Annotated in this window: 25 protein-coding genes; 12 read left to right on the top strand and 13 right to left on the bottom strand. The window is 58.7% G+C overall.

The genetic code is table 11. The features are described 5' to 3' along the window. Nucleotides 1–32 precede the first annotated feature (32 nt). The 3 genes from ACYQ6M_RS09140 to ACYQ6M_RS09150 all read left to right on the top strand — a co-directional run bounded on the left by ACYQ6M_RS09140 (nucleotide 33) and on the right by ACYQ6M_RS09150 (nucleotide 3370). Nucleotides 33–2132 (top strand): FUSC family protein, encoded by a 2100-nt coding sequence (locus ACYQ6M_RS09140; RefSeq protein ID WP_460073409.1) that lies wholly within the window; start codon nucleotides 33–35, stop codon nucleotides 2130–2132. A gap of 134 nt (nucleotides 2133–2266) precedes the next feature. Then, nucleotides 2267–2884 carry an MOSC domain-containing protein gene (locus tag ACYQ6M_RS09145; RefSeq protein ID WP_460073411.1) on the top strand — a complete coding sequence of 206 codons (618 nt, stop codon included), beginning with the start codon at nucleotides 2267–2269 and terminating at the stop codon, nucleotides 2882–2884. 93 nt (nucleotides 2885–2977) lie between these two features. After that, nucleotides 2978–3370, top strand: coding sequence for a RidA family protein (locus ACYQ6M_RS09150; protein ID WP_367020568.1), 393 nt, complete (start codon nucleotides 2978–2980; stop codon nucleotides 3368–3370). A gap of 69 nt (nucleotides 3371–3439) precedes the next feature. On the opposite strand, the gene ACYQ6M_RS09155 is transcribed toward ACYQ6M_RS09150, so the two are convergent. Together ACYQ6M_RS09155 and ACYQ6M_RS09160 are read right to left on the bottom strand one after the other, a co-directional pair. Further along, nucleotides 3440–3763, bottom strand: a complete 324-nt coding sequence (locus tag ACYQ6M_RS09155; protein WP_055659520.1) for a DUF2293 domain-containing protein — start codon at nucleotides 3761–3763, stop codon at nucleotides 3440–3442. Between the two features lie 94 nt (nucleotides 3764–3857). Continuing rightward, complete coding sequence (locus ACYQ6M_RS09160) at nucleotides 3858–5855, bottom strand: putative bifunctional diguanylate cyclase/phosphodiesterase (RefSeq protein WP_460073414.1); 1998 nt, start codon at nucleotides 5853–5855, stop codon at nucleotides 3858–3860. A 368-nt stretch (nucleotides 5856–6223) separates the two neighbouring features. On the opposite strand from ACYQ6M_RS09160, the gene ACYQ6M_RS09165 reads away from it, so the two are divergent. The 3 genes from ACYQ6M_RS09165 (at nucleotide 6224) to ACYQ6M_RS09175 (ending at nucleotide 9723) form a co-directional block, all read left to right on the top strand. After that, entirely contained in the window at nucleotides 6224–6850 is a 627-nt protein-coding gene (locus ACYQ6M_RS09165) for a helix-turn-helix transcriptional regulator (protein WP_460073416.1), read from the top strand. 33 nt (nucleotides 6851–6883) lie between these two features. Beyond that, nucleotides 6884–8767, top strand: coding sequence for an ABC transporter ATP-binding protein (locus ACYQ6M_RS09170; protein ID WP_460073418.1), 1884 nt, complete (start codon nucleotides 6884–6886; stop codon nucleotides 8765–8767). 107 nt (nucleotides 8768–8874) lie between these two features. Further along, nucleotides 8875–9723: a helix-turn-helix domain-containing protein gene (locus ACYQ6M_RS09175; RefSeq protein ID WP_022997860.1), complete on the top strand. Its 849-nt coding sequence runs from the start codon at nucleotides 8875–8877 to the stop codon at nucleotides 9721–9723. 174 nt (nucleotides 9724–9897) lie between these two features. Here ACYQ6M_RS09175 and ACYQ6M_RS09180 read toward each other — a convergent pair whose 3' ends face one another. Both ACYQ6M_RS09180 and ACYQ6M_RS09185 read right to left on the bottom strand, forming a co-directional pair. Next, entirely contained in the window at nucleotides 9898–11529 is a 1632-nt protein-coding gene (locus tag ACYQ6M_RS09180) for an FMN-binding glutamate synthase family protein (RefSeq protein WP_460073421.1), read from the bottom strand. 107 nt (nucleotides 11530–11636) lie between these two features. Next, a complete protein-coding gene (locus tag ACYQ6M_RS09185) occupies nucleotides 11637–12008 on the bottom strand; it encodes a VOC family protein (RefSeq protein WP_022997858.1) in 372 nt (123 codons plus the stop codon). Nucleotides 12009–12119: 111 nt separating this feature from the next. Between ACYQ6M_RS09185 and ACYQ6M_RS09190 the strand changes: the two genes are divergently transcribed. Next, nucleotides 12120–13001, top strand: coding sequence for a LysR family transcriptional regulator (locus ACYQ6M_RS09190; RefSeq protein WP_460073423.1), 882 nt, complete (start codon nucleotides 12120–12122; stop codon nucleotides 12999–13001). A gap of 25 nt (nucleotides 13002–13026) precedes the next feature. On the opposite strand, the gene ACYQ6M_RS09195 is transcribed toward ACYQ6M_RS09190, so the two are convergent. Then, nucleotides 13027–14325 (bottom strand): glycosyltransferase, encoded by a 1299-nt coding sequence (locus tag ACYQ6M_RS09195; RefSeq protein WP_460073425.1) that lies wholly within the window; start codon nucleotides 14323–14325, stop codon nucleotides 13027–13029. Nucleotides 14326–14458: 133 nt separating this feature from the next. Here ACYQ6M_RS09195 and ACYQ6M_RS09200 point away from each other — a divergent pair, with 133 nt between their 5' ends. Both ACYQ6M_RS09200 and ACYQ6M_RS09205 read left to right on the top strand, forming a co-directional pair. After that, complete coding sequence (locus ACYQ6M_RS09200; RefSeq protein ID WP_460073427.1) at nucleotides 14459–14884, top strand: secondary thiamine-phosphate synthase enzyme YjbQ; 426 nt, start codon at nucleotides 14459–14461, stop codon at nucleotides 14882–14884. A 170-nt stretch (nucleotides 14885–15054) separates the two neighbouring features. Then, nucleotides 15055–15417 carry a hypothetical protein gene (locus ACYQ6M_RS09205; RefSeq protein ID WP_367020576.1) on the top strand — a complete coding sequence of 121 codons (363 nt, stop codon included), beginning with the start codon at nucleotides 15055–15057 and terminating at the stop codon, nucleotides 15415–15417. A gap of 7 nt (nucleotides 15418–15424) precedes the next feature. Here ACYQ6M_RS09205 and ACYQ6M_RS09210 read toward each other — a convergent pair whose 3' ends face one another. The 5 genes from ACYQ6M_RS09210 to ACYQ6M_RS09230 all read right to left on the bottom strand — a co-directional run bounded on the left by ACYQ6M_RS09210 (nucleotide 15425) and on the right by ACYQ6M_RS09230 (nucleotide 20511). Beyond that, nucleotides 15425–16177, bottom strand: a complete 753-nt coding sequence (locus ACYQ6M_RS09210; RefSeq protein ID WP_062489479.1) for an SDR family NAD(P)-dependent oxidoreductase — start codon at nucleotides 16175–16177, stop codon at nucleotides 15425–15427. A gap of 52 nt (nucleotides 16178–16229) precedes the next feature. After that, complete coding sequence (locus ACYQ6M_RS09215) at nucleotides 16230–16670, bottom strand: hypothetical protein (RefSeq protein ID WP_168693463.1); 441 nt, start codon at nucleotides 16668–16670, stop codon at nucleotides 16230–16232. Nucleotides 16671–17055: 385 nt separating this feature from the next. Then, nucleotides 17056–17310, bottom strand: a complete 255-nt coding sequence (locus tag ACYQ6M_RS09220) for a YdcH family protein (RefSeq protein ID WP_031268132.1) — start codon at nucleotides 17308–17310, stop codon at nucleotides 17056–17058. 167 nt (nucleotides 17311–17477) lie between these two features. After that, the gene (locus ACYQ6M_RS09225) at nucleotides 17478–19037 is read right to left on the bottom strand and encodes an EAL domain-containing protein (RefSeq protein ID WP_460073431.1); all 1560 of its coding nucleotides are present in this window, start codon (nucleotides 19035–19037) and stop codon (nucleotides 17478–17480) included. Nucleotides 19038–19269: 232 nt separating this feature from the next. Continuing rightward, nucleotides 19270–20511 carry a HupE/UreJ family protein gene (locus ACYQ6M_RS09230; protein ID WP_460073433.1) on the bottom strand — a complete coding sequence of 414 codons (1242 nt, stop codon included), beginning with the start codon at nucleotides 20509–20511 and terminating at the stop codon, nucleotides 19270–19272. A gap of 239 nt (nucleotides 20512–20750) precedes the next feature. Here ACYQ6M_RS09230 and ACYQ6M_RS09235 point away from each other — a divergent pair, with 239 nt between their 5' ends. Further along, entirely contained in the window at nucleotides 20751–21125 is a 375-nt protein-coding gene (locus ACYQ6M_RS09235) for a VOC family protein (protein ID WP_022997847.1), read from the top strand. A gap of 42 nt (nucleotides 21126–21167) precedes the next feature. Beyond that, nucleotides 21168–21869, top strand: a complete 702-nt coding sequence (locus ACYQ6M_RS09240) for a helix-turn-helix transcriptional regulator (RefSeq protein ID WP_152507153.1) — start codon at nucleotides 21168–21170, stop codon at nucleotides 21867–21869. A 38-nt stretch (nucleotides 21870–21907) separates the two neighbouring features. Here the strand turns inward: ACYQ6M_RS09240 and ACYQ6M_RS09245 are convergent, their stop codons facing one another. Together ACYQ6M_RS09245 and ACYQ6M_RS09250 are read right to left on the bottom strand one after the other, a co-directional pair. Beyond that, complete coding sequence (locus tag ACYQ6M_RS09245; RefSeq protein WP_460073435.1) at nucleotides 21908–22960, bottom strand: alpha/beta hydrolase family protein; 1053 nt, start codon at nucleotides 22958–22960, stop codon at nucleotides 21908–21910. Beyond that, nucleotides 22950–23891 carry a sterol desaturase family protein gene (locus ACYQ6M_RS09250; RefSeq protein ID WP_460073437.1) on the bottom strand — a complete coding sequence of 314 codons (942 nt, stop codon included), beginning with the start codon at nucleotides 23889–23891 and terminating at the stop codon, nucleotides 22950–22952. The genes ACYQ6M_RS09245 and ACYQ6M_RS09250 overlap by 11 nt, the downstream gene beginning before the upstream one ends. A 143-nt stretch (nucleotides 23892–24034) precedes the next feature. Here ACYQ6M_RS09250 and ACYQ6M_RS09255 point away from each other — a divergent pair, with 143 nt between their 5' ends. Further along, entirely contained in the window at nucleotides 24035–24640 is a 606-nt protein-coding gene (locus tag ACYQ6M_RS09255) for a TetR/AcrR family transcriptional regulator (protein WP_167579483.1), read from the top strand. A 77-nt stretch (nucleotides 24641–24717) separates the two neighbouring features. Here ACYQ6M_RS09255 and ACYQ6M_RS09260 read toward each other — a convergent pair whose 3' ends face one another. Beyond that, nucleotides 24718–25749 (bottom strand): LacI family DNA-binding transcriptional regulator, encoded by a 1032-nt coding sequence (locus ACYQ6M_RS09260; RefSeq protein ID WP_460073439.1) that lies wholly within the window; start codon nucleotides 25747–25749, stop codon nucleotides 24718–24720. Nucleotides 25750–25805 lie beyond the last annotated feature (56 nt).

Below are 25805 nucleotides of genomic sequence, written 5' to 3' on the forward strand. Positions count from 1 at the left end.
TTGCCCTGAAGAGCCGGGTTCAAGTCAGACAGATGCTGCAAGCCGCTTCGGACATAAAGACAAGTCTCCTGCGCACGGACCCCGGCGGCTTGCGGCTGATGCGCGGCGTTCATCTGATGCTGACCGTGCTCGGAGCGGTCTTTCTGGCAAATGTCGTGGCAAGCTTCGTGCCCGGTCAGTCGGCCTTTAAACTGGCCGTTCTGGCAGCCGCGAGCGGCGGTCACTGCCTGATGTTCACGCCGGTCTCCACCAGAAAGGCCGAGGTCCTCGGCATCCTGAAGCTTGGCGTTCTGCTGACGACCCTGTTTGCTCTCGGGGCGGTTGTCGCCGAGCTGTCGGGGAAAAGCGCCTCAACCGTTCTGCAAGGGCTCTGGATCGCCGCGATCATGCTCGGCTTTGCCATGCAGGGGCTTGGTCCCTTCTGGCAACGCGCTGGGCGCAGCATGGCGATTTGCTGGCTTTTCGTCGTCCTCGGCAACGTCGGAGGATCGCCCGGCCTCTGGCTTCCGGTCATGGCGGTGCTTGGAATGGTGACAGCCCTCGTGGTTCGCACAGGGCCCTGGCGGCCTTCGACATACCGAACCTACCTGCGGGTCGAAGCTGCAAATCGTCAGGCGATGGCAACCTATCTGAGGCAGCTGTCAGGCCGGGCGACCGGTTCGTCCGGCGATGCGGCAGTTCGGATCAGGGATCTGGCGAAGCTGCGCATGGAACTTCAGGTCTGTGCCGATCTGCTCAGACCGGAAGGTGAGTTGCAGGGCATGTCGCCGGAAGCGGCTATCATGGTGGAACTTGCCCTGGAAGTGGTGGGCGATGCGCGCGACCAGCTGTCCCGGGACGCACGCACCCGACTGGCGCAAGATGACGGCTTTCGCCGTGCGGTCGACCGGCTTGTCCATCGCCTTGAAACCGGTGAGGGCGTTCCGGAAGAGAGCGATGTCGGGGAAGGCAAAACCGGCGCAAGCGCACCTGCCGCGAGCTGGCTGCAGGCCGATGCGGCAGTAACGGCACATGACCGGTTTCAGGAATTGCGCATTGCCCAGGCTTTCAAGCGTCTGTGGCTGCTGGCGGCAAAAGACCAGCCGGTTCGCCTGAGCCTCGGTACGGATGACGACAGCCGCGAGGGCGGCTGGTTGCGGAAGCTTTCCTGGCGCCTGTCACTTCAGGCAGGTGTCGCAGCCGGGATCGGCTTTTCCCTGGGGTTCGCGTTCGATCTCAATCACGCCTATTGGGTCACGCTCACCATCATCATCGTGCTGTCGAACAGCCTTGGGGCGACACTGCTCCGAACCGCACAGCGGATCGGCGGGACGGCGGGCGGCGTTGTTCTGGCCATGCTGGTCGACCCGGCCCTGGCGGAGTTTCCGTCCGTCAGGCTGGTACTGGTTGTCATTGCCATACCCGGGGTCATCGTTTTCCTCGACCGCAATTACGCCATCGCCTCAGGTATCATCAGTTTCCTGGTGGTCATGGGGCTTCAGACGCTTGAAGGTCTGCCCATCGATGAACTCTGGTCGCGTCTCTATGACACGATGATCGGCGCAGGCGTGGGGCTTGCCGCGGCATGGCTGCTGTTTCCCAACCGCACTGGCGCAAGCTTCAAGGAGCTGGCGTCCGATTACCTCAACGCCTGCCGAAGTTGCCTGCGGGCGCAAGGCGGCAAGGCGGATACGGACCTTCAGGATCTCGCCCGGCTTCGAACGGCAGCGAGCACGCTGATCGCCACCGCCAGGTCCTATCGGATCGAGCAAGCTCCCTGGTCGTCGTTCACACGCTCCGCCAGTGACCTCAACGTGCTGGTGATCGTGCTGGCCCAATACGTGGTGCTTTACCGCGAAGCCCGTTCGGACGTCACGCGGGAAACGGTGGAAGCTCAGGCCAGGTCGGGGATAGAGGCGCTTGTCGCTCGCATGGACAAGCGTCTGGAAGATGAGTTCTCGGCTGTCCTGGATGGACGCCCGAGGCAGACCGTCCCGGGCCTGGAGGATGACTGGATGACAGCCATGCCCGAGGGCGCAACAGGCAATCTTGCGCTGGAAACCGGTTGGGTCGCGATGCTCTACCACGCGCGGAAAATCGTCCGATGCCTGGACGGCTTGCGCAAGGAGAAATTCCTCTCCGGCCCTGCCTGAAGATAGCTTTCACCACCGCAAATACTGGGGCAGCGGATCGATCTTCCGCGCTTATGAAAACATCAATGAGTTTTGTTGGTCAGGAAGGCGCCGGCGCCCTAGCATCGCCACTCGACTGCGACAGGAGACACCGCATGACAGACCAGCTCCAGCTTCTTGCCAATGACTTTCGGATTACGCCTGCATTCAGGACAAGTGGCAAGGTGGAGGGCGTTTTCAGGACAGTCTCTGCGGAAGACTTCAGGACCACTGCAACGGATGCTTTGGAGATGACGTTCGAAGGCATTCCGGGAGACCGGCATGGCGGATACACCCGGAGGTCCGGTGGCCGCGAACCCTGGTATCCGCGTGGCACGGAAATGTGCAACGAGCGCCAGATATCCATCCTGTCCGCCGAGGAACTTTCGTTGATTGCCACTCGCATGGAGATTGCCGAACTGAAAGCCGAATGGATCGGCGGCAACATTACCTTGTCCGGCATTCCCAACCTTACGATGGTGCCACCGCGCACCCGGCTGGTGTTCGAGGGCGGTGTGGTTATACGTGTGGACGGTGACAACAAACCCTGCCGTTTCGCGGGCGAGGCGATCGCCGAAGCCAATCCTGGTCGGGAAGGACTGGACCTGTTGTTCCCGCAAAAGGCAAAGCGCCTGCGAGGACTTGTTGGCTATGTCGAAGTCCCGGGGAAGGTTGCGGCGGGCGAGGCGGTCACCGCCCATGTTCCCGAACAGTGGATCTACGAGCGCATCTGATTTTAAGGCTCGCAGCGAGGGAAACCTGTTTCCCGAGGTGCCTGATATTCTCTAGTCTGGATGCTCTGTCATAACCTTCCAACAGGAGCCTCCATGCTGCCGATCCACCACATGATCGATCAGGCGCCACAGCCGGTCGCGCCATTCTCCCATGCCGTCGAAATTGACGGCTGGGTGTTTGTAACCGGCCAGATGCCGACACTGCCGGACGATCCGGACGCCCCGCTGCCGGAGGGCATAGAGGCGCAGACTGTGCGGGTGATGGAAAACCTGAAACTCGTTCTGGCCGGCCTCGGGCTCGGCCTTGAAAACACGACTTTCATTCGTGTCTATCTGACTGAATTCAAGCGCGATTATCAGGCGATGAACGACACCTACCGGTCATTTTTCGAACCCGGAAAATTGCCGGGTCGTACCTGTATTGGCGTGTCGGGCCTTGCCGTCGATGCATTGGTCGAGATCGATTTGATCGCCCGGCGGCCGTAACGGCCGGCTACCCGCAAATCCCATCCGGGGTTGTGTGTGACGGGCACGGATCCGCTTTAAGCACCGGTGTCAGTCCTCGGTTGGGGACGTATCGTCAGCTTCCAGGCGTTTCGCACATCCCCAGGAGCTCAGAACGTCATTCATTTCGTCCAGCACGAAGAACCGGGCAGCGTCACGGTCATAACCTTCGTCCAGCAACGTGTCGTAGTCGGTCAGGGCGTGCCGGACATGACTGGTAGTGGCCTGCCAGAGGGCAATGCCGGGCGGCAGATGGCGCAGGTGTCCGGCGAGGGCAACTTCGAGAATGGCTTCCGCATCTGAAAAGGGAACGCGCGGCAGCAGGACCCGCAAGGCCTTGCGCATGTCTTTTTGCCGCTTGGTGCCGCCGGTCATGAACAGGTCCCGGATTTTTGAGGTTGAGACCGGAGAGGTAAACAAATCCCGGACGGATTAGAAGAGGTCCGGTGGAATTGGTCCGGATCGCCGGTCAGGCGCGGAAGAACTGAAAGCTGCTGGCCCCGGCAGTGCCGGACAGGGGCAGCCCTGCAACCCTTCCATTTTCCCTGGCATCGGCAAGAAGGTCCTCGAAAGGCAGGGGAGCGCTGAAATGGTATCCCTGGACCAAACGGCAATGCATCGCTTCCAGAAGTTCCAACTGGTTGCTTTCTTCAACGCCTTCCACCACGCACTGCATCTTCATGGACCGGCACAGGTTGACGATGGAGGTCACGACGCCGCTCGCGATCGGGTCCTTGATACCGGCAACGAAACTGCGGTCGATCTTGACGCAGTCGATAGGCAGTCGGTGCAGGTAGCCAAGGCTGGAATAACCGGTGCCGAAGTCATCCAGCGCGAGTTTGACACCGGCATTGCGAAGAACCTGCAGACAGGTTTCAGCCGCTTCATAACTGCCGATCACGGAAGTCTCGGTAATTTCGAAGGTGATCTGCCGCGGGTCTATCGCCGCGCGGCGGATGATCTCGAGCAGCGCAGCCACTGTCTCGGCGGAGGTGACATCATGTGCGGACAGATTGAAGGATAGCGAGAGCGTTCCGGGCAGGGCCTTGATCTGCTCGACCGCCTTTTCGAACAGCGACAGGGTCAGCCTGTGGATCAGGCCGGCGCGCTCGGCAATGGGAATGAACTTGTCGGGGGCAATCCTGCCAAGCTGCGGGTTGTCCCACCGCGCCAACGCTTCGAAGCCGACAACGAACCGTTCCGGCAACTGGACGACAGGCTGGAAATAGACCTGGAATTCGCTGGCAAGATCGGCGCTTTGAAGCGCGGCCTCGATGGCCCGTTCCGAGCGGATGCGGGCTTCATGTTCAGCCGAATAGACCGTCGTCCGGCCGCGCAGGCTGGTCTTGGAATTGTAAAGGGCGTAGTCGGACCGGTCGAACAGAACATGGGCAGAAGTGCCGGCATCAGGATAGAACGCAATGCCGCAGGACGCGCCAACGGAAACCTGCAGTTCACCGATCCGATAGGGGCGGCTGATCAGTTCGCAAATAGACTGCCCCGTCGAGGCTGCCTCGTAGATGTCTCCGAGATAAAGGAAACCGAACTCGTCGCCGCCGAGACGGCAGATCTCGACATTCGGCAGTCCAAGGCTTTTCAGGCGCGAGCCGACTTCCATCAGCAATTGGTCGCCTAACTGGTGGCCATAGGTGTCGTTGATGGGCTTGAACCGGTCCAGGTCGACGACGCCGACCGCAAACTGCCGGTCCGTACCTTCCACTTCGCTGATCAGGGCTTCAAGCCGGTTGAAGAAATAGCGTCGGTTCGGCAGGTCGGTAAGCGCGTCGGTTTGGGCAAGCTTGGAGTTTTCTGCGTTGAGACGCTCCGTTTCTTTCTGTTTGGCGGCCAGGTCCGATTGCGATTCAATCAGTTTGCAGAACCCTCGATAGCCGTTCAGGAGAACCTGCAGGACGACCAGGCACACCAGGAAGATATTGAGCCCTATGGCAATGTAGACGTCCTGGTTCTGGCCGAGATAGTGCACAAGATAAGGGATCGTCACGATCACCATGACCATCAGGGCAGCCTGCGGCAGATGCATCAGGCAGAAGATGCAGCCGATGACGGTGATGGCGATGAAAAGCGCCACATGACCGCGCTCCGCAGGTCCGCCATAGCCGTCCAGGCTCAGCGACCAGGCAATGTAGATGACGGACACCAGACTGCCGAGAATGACGGTCTGCCGCATCTTGCTGATCGCTTCTTGCGGTGTCGGGTCAACTTTGCGGGCGCGTATCCAGGCCACCATGCGAAAGGTCGTGATCAAGAGGATCGGCGCAAGAATTCCGACGGTCAGATAAGTCGGCGCGATATCGAAATGGGTATAGGCAACGGCAACCGCATTGACCATGAGGAGGGCATAGAGCGACGGAATCTGGGTCTTGAGCTCATTGTACTGAGCTTGTGCAATTTCCGGATGGCGAGGATCGATCATCATCCATCTCAGGAAAGCCCTGATTTTTTCCATCATTTTCTCCATTGATATTTCTTCTAATCAAAATGAGATAAAGAATTGTTATGAAGGCGACTTTGCTGACTTTGCGTCGCATTGGGGTTCTTGAAGAGTTAAAGCGCCTATGGGAAATGCTGACGCGAGGGTTCCGAAATATTTCAAGGCGAAAACCGTGTGATCGAGCAATCAGGCACTAAGTTGGGCCGGCGCCGGACAACGGTTCATCGCAGGATATTATAGTGACATTTCTTGCATGCTCCCGCCACGCTTGGCAAATAAACGTGACTGCCAAGGCAGGCTTGTTGGCGGGAAATGCTCTGGTCGCTTCACAATAAGATAAGCAGACTATTTTTTTATCTTTGAAATACGCTATATAGACGGCTATGGCAGATCGTACTCGAACCCGGCTTTTGAACGCGCTGAAATCTTCCGGCCCACAGACTGCGGCAGATCTTGCCAGCGGGTTGAAGGTGACGTCAGTGGCTGTTCGCCAGCATCTGGACGGCTTGCTGCAGGACGGACTGGTGGATTTCGATGATCAGAAAGGTTCGGTCGGCCGGCCCAAGCGGGTCTGGGACCTGACACCGGACGGGCACAAGCAGTTTCCTGACAATCATTCCAACCTGGTGCTCGGGTTGATTTCCGGCCTGAACGATATTTTCGGCGAAGAAGGTGTCGACAAGCTGATTGCCCACCGTGAAGCGCAAAGCCGGAAATCCTATACCGAAGCGGTTGGCAAGGCGCCGGATCTGCGCGGCAAGCTGGAAGTGCTTGCCGATCTGCGCAACCGGGAAGGCTACATGGCCGATCTTGTTCCGGAAGGGGCAGGCTACCTGCTGATCGAAAATCACTGTTCGATCTGTGCCGCGGCAACGGCCTGTCAGGGGTTTTGCCGGTCGGAACTCAAGCTTTTCAAGGATGTACTTGGGCCAGGTGTCTCGGTCGAACGTACCGAACATCAGCTCTCGGGCGGTCGTCGCTGTGTTTACAGGATTGAGCCCGCGGCCTGATCAGGCGCTGGTCTCAGTCGAGGAGTGTTTTGCGTGTCAATCGCCAGGCCGCTGCTTGCGCGGCTCATCGACCGGTATTTCCATCCGTTCGAAACCCACATCAAACCGCTGGAACTGCCTGTCACGCCTCTTCCGGATGAAGGGCCGCTGAAGCTGGTCTGGCATTTCGCGATGATGTTCCGCTGGCAACTGGTAATCGTTTCCTGCCTGGCGATGATCTCCTCCGGGCTGGGTCTTGCGGGCATCTGGGCAATAGCTTTCGTGGTCGACGGTGTGACCGAGGCAGGGGCGCAGGCGTTTCTGAAAGACAACCTCACCATCCTGGCCGGTTTCTTCCTCCTCTTCGTGATTATTGATCCGCTCGCCTTTCTCCTGCGCCAGACCTTTGCCTTCCAGACCGTGCGCATTCTTCTGCCGGCGGCAATGCGTTGGCAGGCGCACAAGGCCGTGGAAGCCCAGGACCTGGCTTTCTTTGAGGACACTTTCGCCGGTCAGGTTGCCTCCCGCATTGCCCAGGTCACCATGTCGGTCCACCGTCAGATGATGTTGTCCATCGAAACGGTTCCGTTCCTGGTCATTCAGTTTGGCGGATCGTTCCTGCTGCTTCTGGCCATGGCCTGGCCGCTGGCCATTCCGGTATTGTTCTGGATCTGCGCGAATATCCTCGTCGCCTGGTTGGCGATCCCGGCCTATCTGCAGCGCTCTGCTAAGGTGGCGGCGGCAAATTCCAAGGCCACCGGCGCGATGACAGACGTCTATTCCAACATCGCGATGGTCAAACTGTTTGCGGCGGAAGATTCGGAAGCCGGTGCCATTCGCAAGGTTATCGGCGAAACAATCGACACCAGGCACAGCGAGAACCGGTCCTATATCCTGACCGACAGCGGCGTCTATTTTCTGAACGTGCTGCTGATCCTGGCTGTGGTGGTCATTGGCTTCTGGGGCATGATGAAGGGGTGGGTCTCAATCGGCGACTTTGTCGCCGGGCTGACCGTCACACGCTCGCTGTCGCACGCGTCATCCAGCTTCATAGGGATCGGACAGTCGATCACCAGCACGCTCGGTACGATCCGCGATGCCATGCCGATCATGACGAGCCGGCCGGCAATCATCGACCAGCCGGATGCCGGCGAGCTGAATGTCAGCACCGGGGAAATCCGCTTCGACAACGTGTCCTTTGCCTATCAGAGTGACCGCAAGCCGGTCCTGGACAAGTTCAACCTGACGATCAAGTCGGGTGAGCGTGTCGGTCTGGTTGGCCTGTCCGGCGCCGGCAAATCGACCGCTGTGTCTTTGCTGATGCGCTTGCGGGACGTGACCGAGGGCCGGATTTCGATCGACGGACAGGACGTGCGCGATGTCACCCAGGCATCTCTGCGCAGCCGGATCGGCGTTGTCACCCAGGACATCTCCCTTTTGAACCGGTCGATCCGCGACAACATTCGCTATGGCAGGCCGGAAGCCACCGACGAGGAGATCCGTGCGGTTGCCCGTGCTGCCGAAGCGCTCGATTTCATTGAGGAGCAGAAGGACAGCAAGGGCCGGACGGGGCTGGATGCCCATGTGGGCGATCGCGGTGTCAAACTATCCGGCGGTCAGCGCCAACGTATCACGATCGCCAGGGTGCTTTTGAAAGATGCGCCGATCCTGATCCTCGATGAGGCAACCTCTGCCCTCGATAGTGAAGCCGAGCTTGCCATTCAGCAGAACCTCACCCGCATGATGGAAGGGCGCACCACGCTGGCCGTTGCCCACCGTCTGTCGACCATTGCCGCAATGGACCGGCTCGTGGTGATGGATCAAGGCCGGATTGCGGAAGAAGGTACACACCGCGAGCTGCTTGCCTCCGGTGGTCTTTACGCTGCGCTTTGGGAACGTCAATCAGGTGGTTTCCTGGCGCTCAGTGCTGCTGAATAGGGGCTGTTGAAAAGCACCTTGCTTGCGTGAGCTTCCCACAGGCTGGTGCTTCGGGAAAATGTCAGCTTGTGTTGATTTTCCGAAATCCGGCTGACAATACTCCTCTCATGGACAAGAGAGACCGCGCCGTACTTTTTCGCGAACGCCTGTCGGATGCCTTGCGCAGCCGGGATATGAACCGATCGGATCTGGCACGCGGTGCCGGGCTCGACCGGTCAACCGTTTCCCAGCTGTTGTCGGAAGATGCACCCCGCCTGCCAAACGGGCAGGCATTGGCTGCCATTGCGACCGCGCTCAGCGTTTCTTCCGACTGGTTGCTTGGTCTTTCCACCCACCGCGGGGCCGCGGCCGAAATCCTGGATCAGGCAGTTCAGGTGGCCGAGACCGAGCGGCACCCGGTCGATGAACATCTGCTCGCCTGGTACCGCGATGCGGTCGGGGCGAAGATCCGGCATGTGCCCGCCAACCTGCCGGATGTCCTCAAGACCGAAGCTGTTCTGGCTTTCGAGTACTCCGGCGAAACGTTGCGCACCGCCGACCAGGCCATAACCGGCACCAGGGATCAGAGGGCACTCCTCAGCCGGGCGGAATCCGACATGGAAATCGCCCTGTCGAAAGAGGCGCTGGAAGGCTTTGCGCGCGGGGAGGGGCTATGGCAGGGGCTTCCGGTTGACCTGCGTCGCGAACAGCTGGAGGTCATGGGGCTTACCTTGAGCGAGCTTTACCCCTCGCTACGTCTGCATCTCTTCGGCGCGACCGACCGGTTCTCCGCACCTTTCACGGTCTTCGGGCAGAAATGGGCGGCACTCTACCTCGGGCAGCGCTACCTGGCGTTTTCCAACACGCGCCACGTCCAGCTCTTCTCCAGCCACTTTGACGATCTCGTTCGCCACGCGGTCATCCGCTCGCATGAGGCAGGTGATTTTGCCGTTCAACTGGCGCGCCAGCTCGACTGACGTCTGTTCGTTTTTAGCTGCAAGAAATGGTCACCTTGCAGCCATGGATATCATGTGAGCCGCAGGCATAGCCCGGTTGGGAGGATAGGCAGCAGGTGCGCGCCTCGAGAAAGCCTGTTTCCCGGAAACCTTCACCTTGAAGGACGACGCAAGGCCCCCGCTGACGTTTTATTCCTAGGCGTGGGCGGACTTTGCAGCTTCCACCGACTTGGCCGGGTGAAAGCTTTCTGCTTCCGCCATTTCCCAATAGGTCGAGTAGCCCGGAATGTTGTGCGACTTTTCCAGGAGGGCCCCCTTCTTCAACCAGGACAGCGCGACGCTGGCCGGCATGATTTCACGAAGACCTTCGTGCAGGTAGAAATGTTCCGGCTTGAATTCGCGCGGATGGCTGAGCCCGGCAGCGGCGGAAAAATCCCGAAGGGACTTCAGCGTGTTGCGATGAAAATTCGCGACGCGCTGTGCCTTGTCGGGAACAACCAGGGCCTGCTGGCGCTTGGGGTCCTGCGTGGCAACGCCGGTGGGGCAACGGTTGGTGTGGCAGCTCTGGGACTGGATGCAGCCGACTGCGAACATGAAGCCGCGCGCAGAGTTGACCCAGTCGGCGCCCAAAGCCAACGCCCCTGCAATGTCGAATGCGCTGATCAGCTTGCCGGCGGCACCGATCCGGATATCTTCGCGAAGACCCGTGCCGACAAGGCAGTTGTGTACGAAGGTCAGACCCTGGCGCAGAGGTGTTCCCAACCTGTTGGCAAATTCCACCGGTGCGGCGCCTGTCCCGCCTTCGGCACCGTCGACCACGATGAAATCCGGCTTGATGCCGGTTTTCAGCATGGCCTTGACAATGGCCATGAATTCCCAGCGATGACCGATGCACAGCTTGAAGCCGACCGGCTTGCCACCTGAGAGCTCCCGCAGCTGAACGATGAAATGCAGCAGTTCAACCGGGGTCGAGAAAGCGGAATGAGAGGCAGGTGATATGCAGTCGGTGCCGATCGGAACGCCGCGAGCTTCGGCGATTTCTTCCGTCACTTTCGGTCCGGGCAGCACACCGCCATGACCAGGCTTGGCCCCCTGGCTCATCTTGATTTCGATCATCTTGATCTGCGGTTCGACAGCCTGCTTGGCGAACTTTTCGGCATCGAAAGTGCCATCGTCCGCGCGGCAGCCGAAATAGCCGCTGCCAAGCTCCCAGACCAGATCGCCACCACCTTGCCGGTGATAGCGCGAAACGCTGCCTTCCCCGGTGTCGTGATAGAACCCGCCTGACTTGGCGCCCTTGTTCAAAGCCAGAATGGCATTGCCGGAAAGTGAGCCGAAGCTCATGGCCGAAATGTTGTAGAGGGAAGCCGAATAAGGCTGTTTGCAGTCCGGTCCGCCAATCGTCACGCGCATGTCTTCATGGTTGTGCGGTTTGGGACAGATCGAATGGTTCACCCAGCCATAGGAAGTGTCGTAGACATCAAGTTCTGTACCAAATGGAAGAACATCCTCGATATCCTTCGCCCGGTCATAAACCATGGAGCGCCGCTCCCGCGAAAACGGTCTACCGTCCTGGTTGCTTTCAAAGAAATACTGGCGCAGTTCCGGCCGGATCGCTTCGAAAAGGAAACGGAAATGACCGGAAACAGGATAGTTGCGCAGGATCGCATGTCGGGTCTGGCGGATATCGAGATAACCGATCGCCGAGAGGACAGCAAAAACCAGAAATGGCCAGACGAAGTAGCCGCTGAGGGCAAACGTCAGGACAAGTGCAACCAGGGCAAGTACGATACAAAGAATGAAAACGGTATAGCGGGCGGGAAACACGGACGGGTGACTCCTATTCGGCGGGCTGTCTAGTTGTGTCAGGCTGCGGCCAAAAAGGAAAGAGCGATCAACACTGTTGATCGCTCTTGCATGGAACCGGTTTGAGCTCAGACCATGTGGTGCACGTTCAGTTTGTTGCCGTCCAGGTCCCGAAAATAGGCGGCATAAAAGCCGTTGTCGGCGCGCTGGCCGGGCTTGCCTTCGTCCGCTGCGCCAAGCTCTATGGCTTTACGGTAGACCGCGTCGACCTGTGCCCGGTTCTGAGCGGACAAGGCGACCATGACGCCATTGCCGACGGTCGCCTGTTTGCCGTCATAAGGAATATGCACGGAAAAGGCTGACGTGGTCGGCTGGTTCGCCCAGACGATGAAGTCATCGAACTCCATCAGCCGCTGTGCGCCGAGTTCAGCCAGCAATGCGTCGTAAAACGCTGCTGACCGCTTCAGGTCGTTGGTTCCCAAAGACGTATATCCGATCATAAGTTTCTCCTGAAAATCGGTGTGTGCGGTGCCGGCGTGATGGATTTAGGTGTTTGCAAAAATGTTTGGAATAGGCAGATTTAAGGTGGAAGTTTTCAAATTTGAAAGAACATGATGGATTGGAACTACCTTCGAACGTTTCACGCGGTCGCCGAGACCAGCAGTCTCGGCAAGGCTGCTGAAAAGCTCGCAATCAGCCATGCCACGGCGTTCAGGCACATCCGTTCTCTGGAAGAGCAGCTTGGCTCCAGATTGTTCGAAAAGGTGAAGGGCCGTTACAGGCCGACCGAGGCTGGTGCCGAAATTCTGGACCTGGCGCAGTCTGTTGTCGTTGCCATGGAGGACATCGACAGGCGGATATCCGGGGCGGATCTGGCTTTGAAGGGGCGAATTCGATTGACGGCCCCCGCAAGTTTCGCAGCCCATTTCCTTCCCGGTTATCTGCGCGACTTCAAAGCCCGGTTTCCAGACATCACCGTTGAGTTGCTGACTTCCAACGAGGAGCTCAACATGTCCAGCAGGGCTGCGGAGATTGCCCTGCGGGTCACGTCATCTCCACCCGAACACCTGATCGGACGCAAGGTCGCAGATATTCCCTGGGCCTATTTCGCAAGTAAGACCTATCTGGAGCGCAATGGCGCGCCGTCGAATTCGGCCGATCTCACAACACATGACCTGATTGGTGCAAGCGGACTTCTATCCCAGCGGCCAGGCTTCCAACAGATGGACAGGACGCATCGCGACAGGATCGCGGTCCGAAGCGATGATCTGATGACCATGGCTGCATTGGCGCGCAAGGGGTTGGGGATATGTCTCGTTCCGGTGGATGTCGCACAAGGCGGCTTGCAGAAACTGGCCCTCACTAATGACATACCAGTAAATGAGCTCTGGGTGCTGACCCATCCCGACCTTCGCTCTGTCGAACGGGTCGCCTGCATGACGCGGTTTCTGGCAACAGCCTTCGGGGCCGAAGCCGCGTTTTCAGATACGTAGCTTGGTTTTAGACGACATAGTATAATCAGATCCTGTCAGCGCCGATCATCGACAGGAGCCGCTCTGCCGTACCTCGCGCACCCGGTTCGCTTGCCATGATGTCTGCCACCCGTTTGGCACCGACACGATACACAGGGTCTTCGAGCTGCATCAGCGCCCGGGCGAGTTTCGAAGGAGTGAGCGACTTTTGCCGGATCGGTGCAGGCCCGGCTCCGATCTTGTGAACCTGCGCACCCCAGAAGGGCTGATCGCCGAAGACGGGACAGACCAGCGAAGGTTTGCCCCAGCGCAGGGCTTCGTGGGTGGTGCCGGCACCACCGTGGTGAACGATTGCCGCGCAACGCGGGAAAAGCCAGCTATGAGGTGCTTTATCCAGCAGGAAGACGCGGCCTGAAAGTGTCCGCGGCAGGCTTTGCCCGGACAATCCTCCCCAGCCCGTCGCCAGGATCGCACGTTGGCCGGTTTGTTCCAGGGCTGCAAGCACGGTTTCTGTCAGCTTTGCCGGGTTCCTGCTCGGCATGGAGCCAAAGCCCAGATAGATCGGCTCCGGGCCGTTTTCCAGAAACGAAGCCAGATCTTCCAGCGGAACGTAGTTCGGATCAGGTTCGGTCAGCCAATAGCCGCAGGCCCAGTTGTTCTCCGGCCAGTCTGGTGGTGTTGGCACGAGACCCCGGGAAAAAGCCTGAAGGGACAGCGGCGATCCTCCGCCGGGCATATGGCCGTCCATCAGATCGCCCGAATGGGCAGGCGCATCCTTCGTCCCCGCTTCCGCGCGGACGGCCTTTGCGAGCGGCGCGATACCCAGCCGCATCAGGGAGCGACCGATGGTAAAACTTCGCCGATTCAGGAAGGGTCCGAGGTCGGGCAACCCGAAAAGCGGTAGCGGAAAGGAACCCGTTGCCGCGCTCACCGGCTGAAGCGCTGTCGGCAGGGCGGGTACGTCGAGATGACGCGCCACAAGTGTCAGGACAGTTGCCTTGAGATTGAACAGGATAAGGTCCGGTTTTTCCTGCATGCCGATCTGCCAGAGGCGCCGGGCGGCTTCCTTCTGCAGATCGATATTCTTGTGGGCTGCACGGATTTTGCCCTTCAACGTGAACAGCGCAGCCTGAATGTCCTCATTTTGCAGAAGAGCTTGATAATCCAGTGGAACCGGCCGTGACCGGGCACCGGCGGCGGTGATCATGTCATCGAAACCTTCTCCCGTCGTCACCACGACGTCGGCGCCCATCTTTGCCAGGCCGCGTGCCAGGGCAACGTAGGGCTGAACGTCTCCGCGCGTGCCCAGAGAGGCAATGAGGATCTTCTTTCGGGGAGTTGGCATCAGGGCCTCGGTTCGGAAAAACTGGCGGGGCTTCGGTAGGCTTCCCTCAGATGGCGGCCCGCGGCTGTAATTGCAACCGTAGCGTGGATCGCCTAAGCCAGTGCGAAGTGGCAAATGGTCCTCGGAGGAATCGATGCAAACCAGATTCGCAATTGGCACCCGCGGGCAGGGCCTTTACGAATTCACCTCGTCGGTGGCTGAATGGCTTGCAGAAACGGGTGCGGAAGATGGCTTGCTCACACTGTTCGTCCGCCACACTTCGTGTTCGCTGCTGATCCAGGAGAATGCGGATCCGGATGTGCAGCGCGACCTGAAAGCGTTTTTCGAACGCCTGGTTCCGCCCGCAGATCATCCTTCCATGAATTATCTGGTGCATACCCTGGAGGGACCGGACGATATGCCTGCCCACATCAAGGCGGCGGTGATGCCGGTTTCGCTTTCCATTCCCGTCTCGGCAGGGCGCATGGCGCTTGGAACCTGGCAGGGAATTTATCTGTTTGAACATCGGACCCGAGCCCATCAGCGTCAGATCGCCGCTCATTTTCTGCCTGACAGCTAATCGGATGTTTTGTCTGCGCGTTCGATGACCGTGATTGAGAAAAAAGGCGCTTTCGGAAAATTTGTGACGATTATCACATCCTGAAAAATTGAAGCCGGTAGAGTGGTTGCATGATCCGGAAATCCGTCTCCGAAAACCGGAAGCCGGTTGCGTTTCAGGGAGATAGTCAGATGCGCACCACCCTTTTCCTTGCCGCACTGTTCCTGGCTGGTCCCGCCCTTGCCGATAACGACCCGAACCGCCCGACCGACAGGATCGCGGCAGACCTCGGTATCGAGGAGGCGGTCTTCATCGAGTGTTTCAAACCCGTCAATCCGGAGCCGGGCAAATATCCCAGCGTTGCCCAGCAACGGGCAAACAAGGCGCTGCTGCTGCCGTGCCTGCAAAGGGCCAACGCTGCCATCACCAATGATCGCCTGGACGCGGTCATGGACAAATACCGGCCTGAGGGCGCATTCCGGAAAGAAGATTGTTCCCGCAAGTCCGCAAACCGGCCCGTTATGCAGCGTTGTGTCTTTCTGAAAATCGAGTGACGCTCACTTACTTGCGAAGTGCCGGAAGCCCAACCCCGGTGCTTTCAAAACCACCATCGGAAGCAATCACCTGCCCGGTGACGTAACTCGCCTGCTCGGAGCATAGAAAGGCGATTACTTCGCCAATTTCCGTTTCCGAGCCATAGCGGTTGAGCGGGATCGCGTCGTGATAGGCATCGATGATGTCCTGGCTGTGCACCGCCATCGCCAGCTTGGTGCGCACGGGGCCCGGGCAGACACAGTTGGCACGAATGCCGTATTCGCCAAGTTCCGCTGCCTGTTGCTTGGTGAGCTGGATGACGGCGGCCTTGGAGGTTCCGTAGGCAACCCGCAACGTTGACGCGCGCAGGCCGGAAATGGAGGCGATGTTGACGATGGCGCCACGGGTTTTCTTCAAGGCGGGAACGACAGCTTGAGAAACCAGAAACACGCCGTCGAGATTGGTCTCCATGACCCGCCGCCACATGGCAAAATCCGTCTCCTCTATCGGGCCGAATTCGGCGACGCCGGCATTGTTCACGACGGCATCTAGCTGACCGAATTTCTGCAAGATGGCAGGGATGGTTGCCTCGACCTGCTCTGCGATGGAAACGTCACAGATAAACGGAACGGCACCTGCCAGACCTTCGGACGCAATCGCGAGTTCGTCGACATCCCGGTCAAGCATGGCAACCTGCCAGCCGCGGCTCAGCATGAGCTTTGCCGTCGCAAGGCCGATGCCCCGGGCAGCACCGGTGATGAGGATGGTTTTCTGGGTCATGGGGGGAGATCCGTTCAGGGCAGGGGAAGGGGAAGCGGGCCTGTTGAGAAGGTCAGCGCATTGAAATACAGACGCGAATGGAACCGGCATTGTCCGGCAGCGCGACATCCTTGTCGTTGATGCGGAAGGCATAGACACCGGCCGGATCGCGCGAGTTGACGGCGAGCGCGGCAAACTCCGCGAACGGAACAATGCGGCCCGCCTGATCTCGCACAAGCATCTCGCCGAAAGCGTAGGATTGGTCGAACTTGTAGCCGTAGAGCGGGCCTAGCCGGCGGGCGTCTTCGCCCGTATAGCCACGCGGGCCGACGGCCTTGTACATGCCGGCAATCACGCTCCAGCCGCCGGAATACTGCACGCCGGTGATCTTCCCGCCGGGCAGGGACAGTTGCTGCCAGCCGCGTTTTGCCTGAACATCGATGCAATGATCGGCGGCAAATGCTGTGGACGAGAACAAGAGGGGCAGAAGCAGGCAGAGGCGAACAAGGGTCATGGTCTGATCCGAAATGAACTCGCCCCAGAAGATAACAGCGCCGCGTGTGGGTCAAGCTGTGCCGGGGAGCGCTGGTCCTGGATCACGCAAGCCTCACACAGGCTTGCCTTGCAACTATTTGCGGGAAGACCCACATCGTAGGGTGAACGATGAGGGTCGTTCCTCCCCAGACTGGCGCCGGGCTTTTACGAAAAGCTGCGGCGCCTTCTTTTTTCAACTCTTTGTCGGTATGCTGACCGTGCGGGCGACAAGGTCGCCAAAACCGGAAATGTGCTCCACTGCGCTCCTGGTGGGCCAGGACCTTTTCCTGGAGAGCTGCATGTGGTGGCCCGCGCCGTCGGACGGGGACGGCGCGGGCTTTAACACCGGCCTGAAAAGGAGGGGCTCAGGACACGGTGTTAGCCGTTGCCGCCAGGATGGCAGCAATCTGGTCTTTCAGATTTAGTCTCTTCTTTTTCAGGTCTTCCAGGACATCGTCGGATGCCGGCTCCACATCTGTCTCGATGCGGTGCACTTCGCGATTGACGGTGTGATATTCATCCGCCAGCCGTGCGAAATGGGCATCACTTGTTTTCAACGCATGCAAAGTGTCTGCGGCTTCCGGAAATTCTTCATGTAACTCGTGTGGCACGTGGCTCATTCTTGCCTCCTTGTAAGAACCACAAGGTGCCGCCAACCTGTTCAATTCACCTTGAGACAGATCAATCGTGCTCGAAATTGCATCGGAGTTTTTGTGGTTGTGCCGTTTTGCTCGAACGCGCGAGGCTGGAAGCCTGGAAAAGCAGGCGATCGGTGCTGGAACGGGTGTCAGCCGCTGACAGGCTTGAGCTTTGCCAAGCGTCCGCTCGTCGGCATCTTTTCCTTCAAGGTCTGTTCCAGAAGGTAGAGGGAGAAGTCCCGGATGGGCATCGGTTTGGCAAAGAAATAGCCCTGGGCGTAGTCCACATCTCGGTTCCTGAGAGACGCGAGCTGGTCCATCGTCTCGACACCCTCCGCACAGACTTTCATGCCATGTGCCGAAGCAATGCCGAGGATCGCCTGAACAAAGGCACCGCGGGCCGTGTCGGTGGTGCTGCCGAGATCATCGACGAACATCTTGTCGATCTTCACCAGATCGGGCTTGAGCGCCTTGATCTGGGCAAGGTTGGAATAGCCGGTGCCGAAGTCGTCAATTGCGATCAGGCAGCCGATGCTGCGCAGGTATTCCAGCGATTTTGCAATGCTGGTACCGGACCGGATCCCGGTTTCCAGGATCTCGCAGCAAAGGGAAAGACCGGCTTCCGTCGCCATCGCAAAAACCGGCGACTGAATAACGGACTGGATCTGTTCGTCTTCCAGATCCGCCTGGAAGAAATTGACGGACACCTTGAAACCCGGCCGTCCCGCAAGCAGCGGTTTCAGGTCGCGCAGTGCCTTGGCGATGATGATCTCGGTAAACTCCCAGGTCAGGTTCTCCTGCTGGATTATGTTCACGAATTCATCCGGGAAAAGCTTGCCCTGGGCATCTTCGAACCGGGCCAGAACCTCACAGCCTTCGCATTTCATCGTGTCGAGCGACAAGATGGGCTGGTAGTGCGGCTCGAAACCTTTGCCGCCGTTGGCGATCGCGTGACGGATCCGTCCGGCCGGGCTATGGCGGTCACGCACGATCCGTTTCACCCTCAGGAAAACGAGCCCGCCGGTGACGATGCCGAAGACCGCAAAAATCGCGAGCAGGCCGATATTTTGCTGAACGATCCGGCTGGCAGGGATCATGGTCAGGTAACACAGCCTGACATCGCCTTCGCCGCAGGCCTGTGCATAGACGTTGCCGAACATCGGGCCGTAGTTGTCGCGGTATTGCTTCAGAAGGCCCGCGTTTCCATTGGCGTGGAACAGAACCGTGTAAGGGTCTTCAACACTCGACACATAGAACATGTCGTCGGCGGCCGTTGCCAGGTTGCCGGTCTGGTAGAATGAAACGCCGTAGCGGCCCTTCTTGATCACTGTAACGCTGTCGACACCCTCGGCCTTGTCGAAGGGCACCCTGTACCAGGTCTCCCTGCCATCGCGGAACAGTTGCGCCTTTTCAGGCGGGCCGAAATCGTGGGCAGGTTCGAAACGCCCAAAGCTCGAAGAGCAGGCGGCGTTCGTGTCGCCGTTCGGAAAAAACCAGATATTGGTAATGTGATTGTCGTTGTAGACGAGCGTGTTCAGCGTTTTCAGATGCGCGTCGCTGCAATCGTCTTCGGGAAGTCTTTCCAGCGCTCCGTAGAGCTTGTTTCCACGGTCTATGTTGGACTGCCAGATGCCAAGAAGGTCTGCCGTCTGTTTCTGCAGTTCGCTTTGCCCGTCATAGGCGACACCGGCCCAGGCTATAAGCAACATGACGGCAACCGTCGCGAGGCCTGCAAGAGAGCCTTTTAATAGTGGGCGGGTATTGGGCGAGGTACCGTGACGAGCCATTTCATTGCCAATTATTATTCCGCCCAAGTTGCACGGTCGGGATTAAGAACAAGTCAATTGTTAGAATTAACGGCGCTTAACCCGGCAGATTAATCGGCTTTTTATGTCTTTTTAGGGTGTTTTTTGCCTGAAATAGCCATGAGGCGTCCTCAAGTCAGGCCGAAGTCAGCAATCCGGACAGGCGCTCGATGACCCACCAGGCAGACAGGATCGCAATCCCCGACAGCGCGCCGAGCCGCAAGGGGTGCAGGGCGGGTTCAGCTGTCTTTCGCACAAGCAGGACGATGGAGAGCGTTACGGCGAGAATGATCAGCTGGCCAAATTCGATGCCGAGATTGAATGCCAGCAGCGCGGGTATGAGATCCGGTGCGCCCCGGCCGAGAATGTCCGCAAGAACGAAGGAAAAGCCAAGGCCGTGCAACAGGCCGATCGCGGCGAAGACGAGCACCGAGCCCGACTTCCGGACCATTGCCGCGATGGCCGCATAAAGAACGGAAGCGGCAATGGCCGTCTCCACCAACGGGATGAACCATGGCCAGGAAGGTGTTGCCCCGAGGAAGGTGGCAATCAGCGTGACTGAGTGCCCGATCGTGAAGGCGGTGACGAGGTAAATCAGTCTCCGCGTTGCCCCGACGCCCAGAGCCAGCGCAATCACCAGAAAGACGTGATCAAGGCCTTCCAGAATATGCAGGGTGCCCTGGTGGATGAAATGCAGAAACGTGCTGAGCCGGGATCCGTCGAACCGCGCATGTTCTTCCAGTTGCCCGGGAGCCGTGGTCGAAACCGGAGGGGTGATGCGGGCATCGACCAGGTGGTTGTCGATGGCTATGCCGGGCCCCGGGATCAGGGGAGCGTACCCGGACTGCACCTGAAGGACACCGGTCGGATCGCTGCTTTCCAGCCTGAGCGCGTAGTCGATGACTGCCGTACCAAAGAGCGGGTCTTCATTCGGGAAAGCCTCGCTCAATGCGGATTGGGCGGCAACAGCTGTGTCGATGTCCTGATCAGGTCGACTGGCGTGAACCGTAAACCCGATGATCTCCACCGGCAGGACAAGGTCCGCCTGCGAAAAGACGAGGGCGTTGCGCAGCCGGTTTTCAAAGGCAGATCGATTGCTGTCGATTGCGCCGAGATCAACCCGATAGCGCTCACTGTCCGGGGTTTGCTCCAGGCGAAGAAACGGCGAGACCAGTGGTACCTGTTCGACCTGCGAGCGACCGACGAGATCCGAGAAGACAAGTGGAGCGGGCACCCGCACATAAACAGTCAGCGTGTCACCTTCACGGGAGACCAGAAGCGTGCGCACCTTGGTACCTTCCGAAAAATGCGCGAAGGCAGGCGTGAAGTTTGTCAGCAGAAGCAAGAGACCGAAAAGGATCATCTGCCAGCGTTTCATGATCTCTCCTTCCGGTTGTCGCACCGCCTTGGTCTGCGTCCCGGCCCATGCAGTTTAGCTGTGACGACGCGGTACCGGCAAATTGTCATCAGCCTCTTTTCCAAATTCATCTGTGAGACGAAATTTGCAGGTGTTTACTTACCCTTGCGTCATATATGTTTGTCAGTCTCTCCTGACAGAATGCTGTCAGGAGAGGTTTGATAAGGTGATCCTCATCACAGCGCCTGAGGAGACTTTCCATGACTTTTGCACCCGATCACTTCAACGTCTGGATGGAGATTCCTGTCTCCGATCTGGACAAGGCGGTCAGCTTTTATAACGACGTTTTCAAAACGGAGCTTAGACGTGTCATCGACATGGGACCAAATGAGATCGCAATCTTTCCGACCAAGGAGCAGGGTGGGATTGCGGGTCACCTTTACCCGGGAAAACCCGCTCAGAACGGGACCGGACCAACCATTCATCTCGCCTGCCCGGACACCCTGGAAGAAACGATGGAACGGTTCGCTGCCAAGGGGGGAGAGATCATTTCCGATCCGGCTGCCATTCCGGCGGGGCGCTTTGCCTATGGCATCGACCCGGACGGAAATTCCATCGGCATGTTCGCACGCTGATTTGAGACTGACAGGATGTCGGCTTCGCAAGGAGCCGGCATCATGAGACGCGCCGACCGCCTTTTCCAGATCGTGCAATATCTGCGCGGCGGCCGGCTCGTGCGGGCACGTCAGCTGTCCGAATGGCTGGAAGTATCCGAACGCACCATCTATCGCGATGTTGCCGACTTGCAGGCATCCGGCGTGCCGATCGAAGGTGCGGCTGGTGTCGGCTACATCATGCGCGATGGCTATGAACTGCCACCACTCATGTTCACCCGGGATGAAATTGTTGCTCTACTCGCCGGTGCGCGTCTGATCCGTGCCTGGGGCGGGGCCGCCATGGCCCGGGCCGCCGAAGAGGCGATGATCAAGATCGACGCCGTCCTGCCGGAAAAGATGCGGGTGCGTCAGAACGAAGTCGAGATCCACGCGTTCGCGCCAGAGATGACACCGCAAATCCGCGCTCATATCGATTTTCTGGAGGCGGCTGCCGATGGCCGCAAGCGCTTGTTCGTGGCGTATTGCGACAGCAAGGGAGAGCCGACCGATCGTACGATCCGCCCTCTCGGACTGTGGTTCTGGGGCAAGGTCTGGACGCTGGTGGCCTGGTGCGAATTGCGCCAGGACTTCCGTATGTTCCGTCTGGACCGAATTTCCGAAATGCGGGAGACGGGAGACAGGTTTGATCCGGAACCCGGCAAGACGCTGAAGGATTTCTACCGGGGCATGGAGGCGGAAAACTACGGCAACACCGGGGGGTGACGGCCTGGCCGCAGGAGAAGGGCACCGTTCCCGCGTTTTTATGGCACCTGCACGATCATATCGAGCCATGTCGCAATCGCCTGCAATGCGGTTGGATCGATGGTCGTTGCTATCCGGATATACTCGTTGATACGTCCGGTTTGCGTTGGTTGGAACAGGTGATTGAGGCCAGGCAGCGTTCTGACATCCGAGAGCGGGTGGGTGAGGGCTCTTCGCATGACAGGTGAATTCTCGCTGGCGGAAACCTGCAAGTCGTGCTCACCGAAAAGGGCCAGCACCGGAATGGTCAGGCCTGCCAGCTGTTCAACCGGATCGTGCCGTGCGTAGGCGGAGGCCCAGGGTGTCGCCCAGACAGCCAGGTTTTGCCTGATCTGGGAACCGCTCGCCCCCGAGTTCTTCAAGGCCTTCGTGATGTCCTCGCGTAATTCTGCCGGTGTTCCGGATTTCAAAAGAGCGGAGCTGATCTCATTCACCGCGCGGCTCTGTCCGGCAATGACTTCATCGGACAGGCCTTCCGCACGCCCGATATCCTGAACCTGAGTACGCATGACATCGGGAACAAGCGGCAGGGCAGGGCCCGCAAGATAAACATGAAAGGCGGCCGGTTCGATCTGCTGCGCGATCGGCGCGAGATAGCCGCCTTCCGAGTGGCCGATGTATCCGGTTTTTTCGGAAAGAACACGCGGATGAGACTTCACATAGGCAAGCGCGGCGGCTGCGTCGCTCGCGAGATCCTGCGGGGTTGCAGTCGCAAAGTCTCCCGTGCTCCGGCCCACGCCGCGGTCGTCGTAACGCAGCACGGCATAGCCGGATTTCGTCAGGTGATCTGAAAGCACGAGAAAAGGTTTGTGGCCCGCAATTTCTTCATTCTTGTCCTGTGGGCCAGACCCGGTGATGAGTACCACCGCAGGGACGCGCGCCCTCCCTTTTGGCAAGGTTAGCTCGGCATCCAGTACGGTGGTGCCGGACGCAGTTCTGATCTGGACGGTTTCAATGGGGTAGTCGCGGACCTTCGGGTCCTGTGGCCGGTCGCTCAGTCCGAAGACCGCCAGATAGCCGGCAAACGTCGCCAGAAGCAGATCAATGTTCATCGTGGTGTTCCCCTTGGCTGGAACCTGCAGGCGACTGCAGTTGAGTGTCGGACTGGTCCGCGGGAAAAGCCGTATCGCGCGTCGGTGTCCAGCCGGGAGGTTTCATGAGCATCTTCAGAGCCTGGGCGAAGGAAGGGGCATTGAGCGCATCTGTGCCAAGACGAATGAAGTCTCGAAAGTTGATGGTGATCGGATTGGATGTGTTGAGCGGATCGGTGATCCCGTAGACAACCTTGGCACGCTCGGGTGTGTAGGTTCCAAAGAGCCGGTCCCAGACGATCAGGATGCCGCCATAGTTCTTGTCGAGATACTCCGGATTGCTGCCGTGGTGCACGCGATGATGCGACGGTGTGTTCAGAATGCTCTCAAGCCACCCGAGCCGTCTGACCTTTTCGGTATGGATCCACGATTGATAGGCCACCACGACGGCAAGTCCTGCGATCACCTGTACAGGGTCGAAACCGACAATCACCATGGGAATGAAAAACATCCATTCGAACAGCGCTTCGGTCCAGGCCAGACGCAGAGCCGTCGTGAAGTTGAACTCAGGCGAAGAATGATGAACGCTGTGATAGGTCCAGAATAGCCGTACCCGGTGCTCGCAGCGATGCATCCAATAGTACGTCAGATCAGCGACCACGATCGCAAGCACCCACGTCAAAGCGTTCATGGGCAGGTCCCAAAGCGCGAACGGTTCTGCAAGGAAAACGGCAATCACGAGGATCAGCCCGTATGCGGTTCGTTCCAACAGACCGTAGACAAGGCCGATAATCAGATTTGCCCCGGTTTCCGATAGCGATTGACGGTAGCCGGTAAACCGGTCCCACACGGTTTCGGAAGCCAAAACAAGAAGAAAGACCAGCGCCAGAATTTCAATACCGTTGAAGACGCCAGCCGCCTCCTGAAGGCGAAGTTCCAGATCAGAATACATGACACCTCACAAAAAACGAACGTTCGTTCTTTAATTGGGTGCGCGGCCCAGGATTGCAAGACGGCAACGAACCTGAAATGAACAGCGCAGAAGAAGAAGTCGGTCTACGGTCTTTCTTCGTAGCGTCCCACAGGAGATTCCCGATGGCCGAAACCAGGCCGCAATCCACCAGCCGTCTGGAAAAATCCGCCAAGCGTCGGCAGATGATCGTCGAAACGGCTGCGGGTCTTTTCATCGAAAAGGGGTTTCACCAGACCGGCATGCGCGACATCGCGGGAAAGGCGGGGATCAGCCTCAGCAATCTCTATAATCACTTCAAGGGCAAGAACGAGATCATCGCAGCCATCTCGGAACTGGAAACTGTCGAACTTGATCCCTTGTTGAGGCGGCTTGAAGACACGTCAAAAAATCGGATGGAAAGACTGCTGCAATTTGGAGCGGAGTATTTCGATCTCTGTTCGTCGCCGGCACATGCCGCGTTGAGCGCGGAAATCGTTGCCGAGGCCTTCAGAAATCCCGAGATCGGCGGCCTTTTCGAACAAACCCGGGCCCGGCTCGTTCAAGCTGTTGCCAACTGCCTGCCAACGTTTGAAGAAAACCCTGCCACGTCGGCCGAACTGGTTCTTGGTTTGATCGAACGCAGTGGCCAGAATGCCGTTTCCAGAGATGTTTCGACCAGAAAACAGCTCAGGCAATCCATGTTAGCTTTTGTCGAACGCGCAGTTGGCACAGAGCTGAAACACGGTTGATCAACTGCTGGCAGTGTGCTGTTGGCGCGTTTTCTGCTGAACGGCAGGCTTTGGCTGTGGAGATCAGCACTGCCAGGTCAGGCTGGTTCACTGAACCTGGAAGGGATGTTCAAGGGGGTGACAACCTGAACATCGCTCGTTTCGCCGGAGGGAGACGTGCCGATGCCGTGGTATGCCAGGAGATGACGAAACGCCGTGTGCATGTCTGACTGCAGGTCGTGATGAAGCACCAGCGTCAGCTGCTCCTGCCGGAGAAGCTCGAGGTTATCCTTGTCCAGATCGTGCGCGACATAGACCCCTGGTATCTGGCCCACCTCGGACAAGGCCTGCAAAATGGCCCTGTTGCCGCCTCCCATGGAGTAGACGCCGGAAATCGGTGGAGAGGAGCCCAGCTTCTCGGCAACCTCCCGCCGTGTTTCGGGATTGAGGCCGCCGCCGCCGCTGGCATCCACCAATCTGCATTTCGGGCGCAGACGATCCAGTTCCTGCCTGAAACCCTCGTAGCGCTCCTCCTCGCCCTGAAAGGTGTGCTGGCTGAGCGTCGTCAGAACCGTTCCGTTCGCCGGCAGGAGCTTGTGCATGAGATAGGCTGCGGTTTTGCCGGCGCTGCGATTATCCAGGCCAACATAGGCAAGCCGCCGGGATGCGGGAAGGTCGGTAAAGACGGTGACGACAGGGATTCTGCGGTCTGCCAGTCCTGCGATCATATGCCGGACTTCCTCTGTATCGCGCACCTTGAGGCAGATGCCCTGGCTGCCTCGCTTTGCAATCCGCTGCAGAATCGCGCTGCATTCGGCTGCCGACATGGTTTCGGTGAAAGTGAACCTGGGGCGGATCGCGATCGGATGCAGATCTGTCAGCACGCTTTCACAGGCAAGACGCACTTCTCTGCTGAACCTGTTCGGCGCTTCCATAACCACATCGAAGAAGAGCCGCCGCCCCCTGGCAGCCAGCTGACCTTCCTGTTGTTCCAGTTCTGCAATCGCATCCTCAACCCTGCGACGGGTTTGCGGGCTGACATGTGCTCGCCCGTTCATCACGCGGTCAACCGTGGCAGTGCTGAGGCCTGCCTGAAGGGCGATTTCCTTGATCGGGAAGCGATGGGTCATTTGATGGATTCTTGATGGAAAATGCCGATCCGATCAAGACCGATCCTGATAGCATT

The sequence above is a fragment of the Roseibium sp. ROS1 genome, assembly GCF_054658215.1.

Coding starts and splice junctions, on each gene's coding strand:
- ACYQ6M_RS09140 (WP_460073409.1), top strand. CDS start 33: ATGCTGCAAGCCGCTTCGGACATAAAGACAAGTCTCCTGCGCACGGAC.
- ACYQ6M_RS09145 (WP_460073411.1), top strand. CDS start 2,267: ATGACAGACCAGCTCCAGCTTCTTGCCAATGACTTTCGGATTACGCCT.
- ACYQ6M_RS09150 (WP_367020568.1), top strand. CDS start 2,978: ATGCTGCCGATCCACCACATGATCGATCAGGCGCCACAGCCGGTCGCG.
- ACYQ6M_RS09155 (WP_055659520.1), bottom strand. CDS start 3,763: ATGACCGGCGGCACCAAGCGGCAAAAAGACATGCGCAAGGCCTTGCGG.
- ACYQ6M_RS09160 (WP_460073414.1), bottom strand. CDS start 5,855: ATGGAAAAAATCAGGGCTTTCCTGAGATGGATGATGATCGATCCTCGC.
- ACYQ6M_RS09165 (WP_460073416.1), top strand. CDS start 6,224: ATGGCAGATCGTACTCGAACCCGGCTTTTGAACGCGCTGAAATCTTCC.
- ACYQ6M_RS09175 (WP_022997860.1), top strand. CDS start 8,875: ATGGACAAGAGAGACCGCGCCGTACTTTTTCGCGAACGCCTGTCGGAT.
- ACYQ6M_RS09185 (WP_022997858.1), bottom strand. CDS start 12,008: ATGATCGGATATACGTCTTTGGGAACCAACGACCTGAAGCGGTCAGCA.
- ACYQ6M_RS09190 (WP_460073423.1), top strand. CDS start 12,120: ATGATGGATTGGAACTACCTTCGAACGTTTCACGCGGTCGCCGAGACC.
- ACYQ6M_RS09195 (WP_460073425.1), bottom strand. CDS start 14,325: ATGCCAACTCCCCGAAAGAAGATCCTCATTGCCTCTCTGGGCACGCGC.
- ACYQ6M_RS09200 (WP_460073427.1), top strand. CDS start 14,459: ATGCAAACCAGATTCGCAATTGGCACCCGCGGGCAGGGCCTTTACGAA.
- ACYQ6M_RS09205 (WP_367020576.1), top strand. CDS start 15,055: ATGCGCACCACCCTTTTCCTTGCCGCACTGTTCCTGGCTGGTCCCGCC.
- ACYQ6M_RS09210 (WP_062489479.1), bottom strand. CDS start 16,177: ATGACCCAGAAAACCATCCTCATCACCGGTGCTGCCCGGGGCATCGGC.
- ACYQ6M_RS09215 (WP_168693463.1), bottom strand. CDS start 16,670: ATGACCCTTGTTCGCCTCTGCCTGCTTCTGCCCCTCTTGTTCTCGTCC.
- ACYQ6M_RS09220 (WP_031268132.1), bottom strand. CDS start 17,310: ATGAGCCACGTGCCACACGAGTTACATGAAGAATTTCCGGAAGCCGCA.
- ACYQ6M_RS09225 (WP_460073431.1), bottom strand. CDS start 19,037: ATGTTGCTTATAGCCTGGGCCGGTGTCGCCTATGACGGGCAAAGCGAA.
- ACYQ6M_RS09230 (WP_460073433.1), bottom strand. CDS start 20,511: ATGAAACGCTGGCAGATGATCCTTTTCGGTCTCTTGCTTCTGCTGACA.
- ACYQ6M_RS09235 (WP_022997847.1), top strand. CDS start 20,751: ATGACTTTTGCACCCGATCACTTCAACGTCTGGATGGAGATTCCTGTC.
- ACYQ6M_RS09240 (WP_152507153.1), top strand. CDS start 21,168: ATGAGACGCGCCGACCGCCTTTTCCAGATCGTGCAATATCTGCGCGGC.
- ACYQ6M_RS09245 (WP_460073435.1), bottom strand. CDS start 22,960: ATGAACATTGATCTGCTTCTGGCGACGTTTGCCGGCTATCTGGCGGTC.
- ACYQ6M_RS09250 (WP_460073437.1), bottom strand. CDS start 23,891: ATGTATTCTGATCTGGAACTTCGCCTTCAGGAGGCGGCTGGCGTCTTC.
- ACYQ6M_RS09255 (WP_167579483.1), top strand. CDS start 24,035: ATGGCCGAAACCAGGCCGCAATCCACCAGCCGTCTGGAAAAATCCGCC.
- ACYQ6M_RS09260 (WP_460073439.1), bottom strand. CDS start 25,749: ATGACCCATCGCTTCCCGATCAAGGAAATCGCCCTTCAGGCAGGCCTC.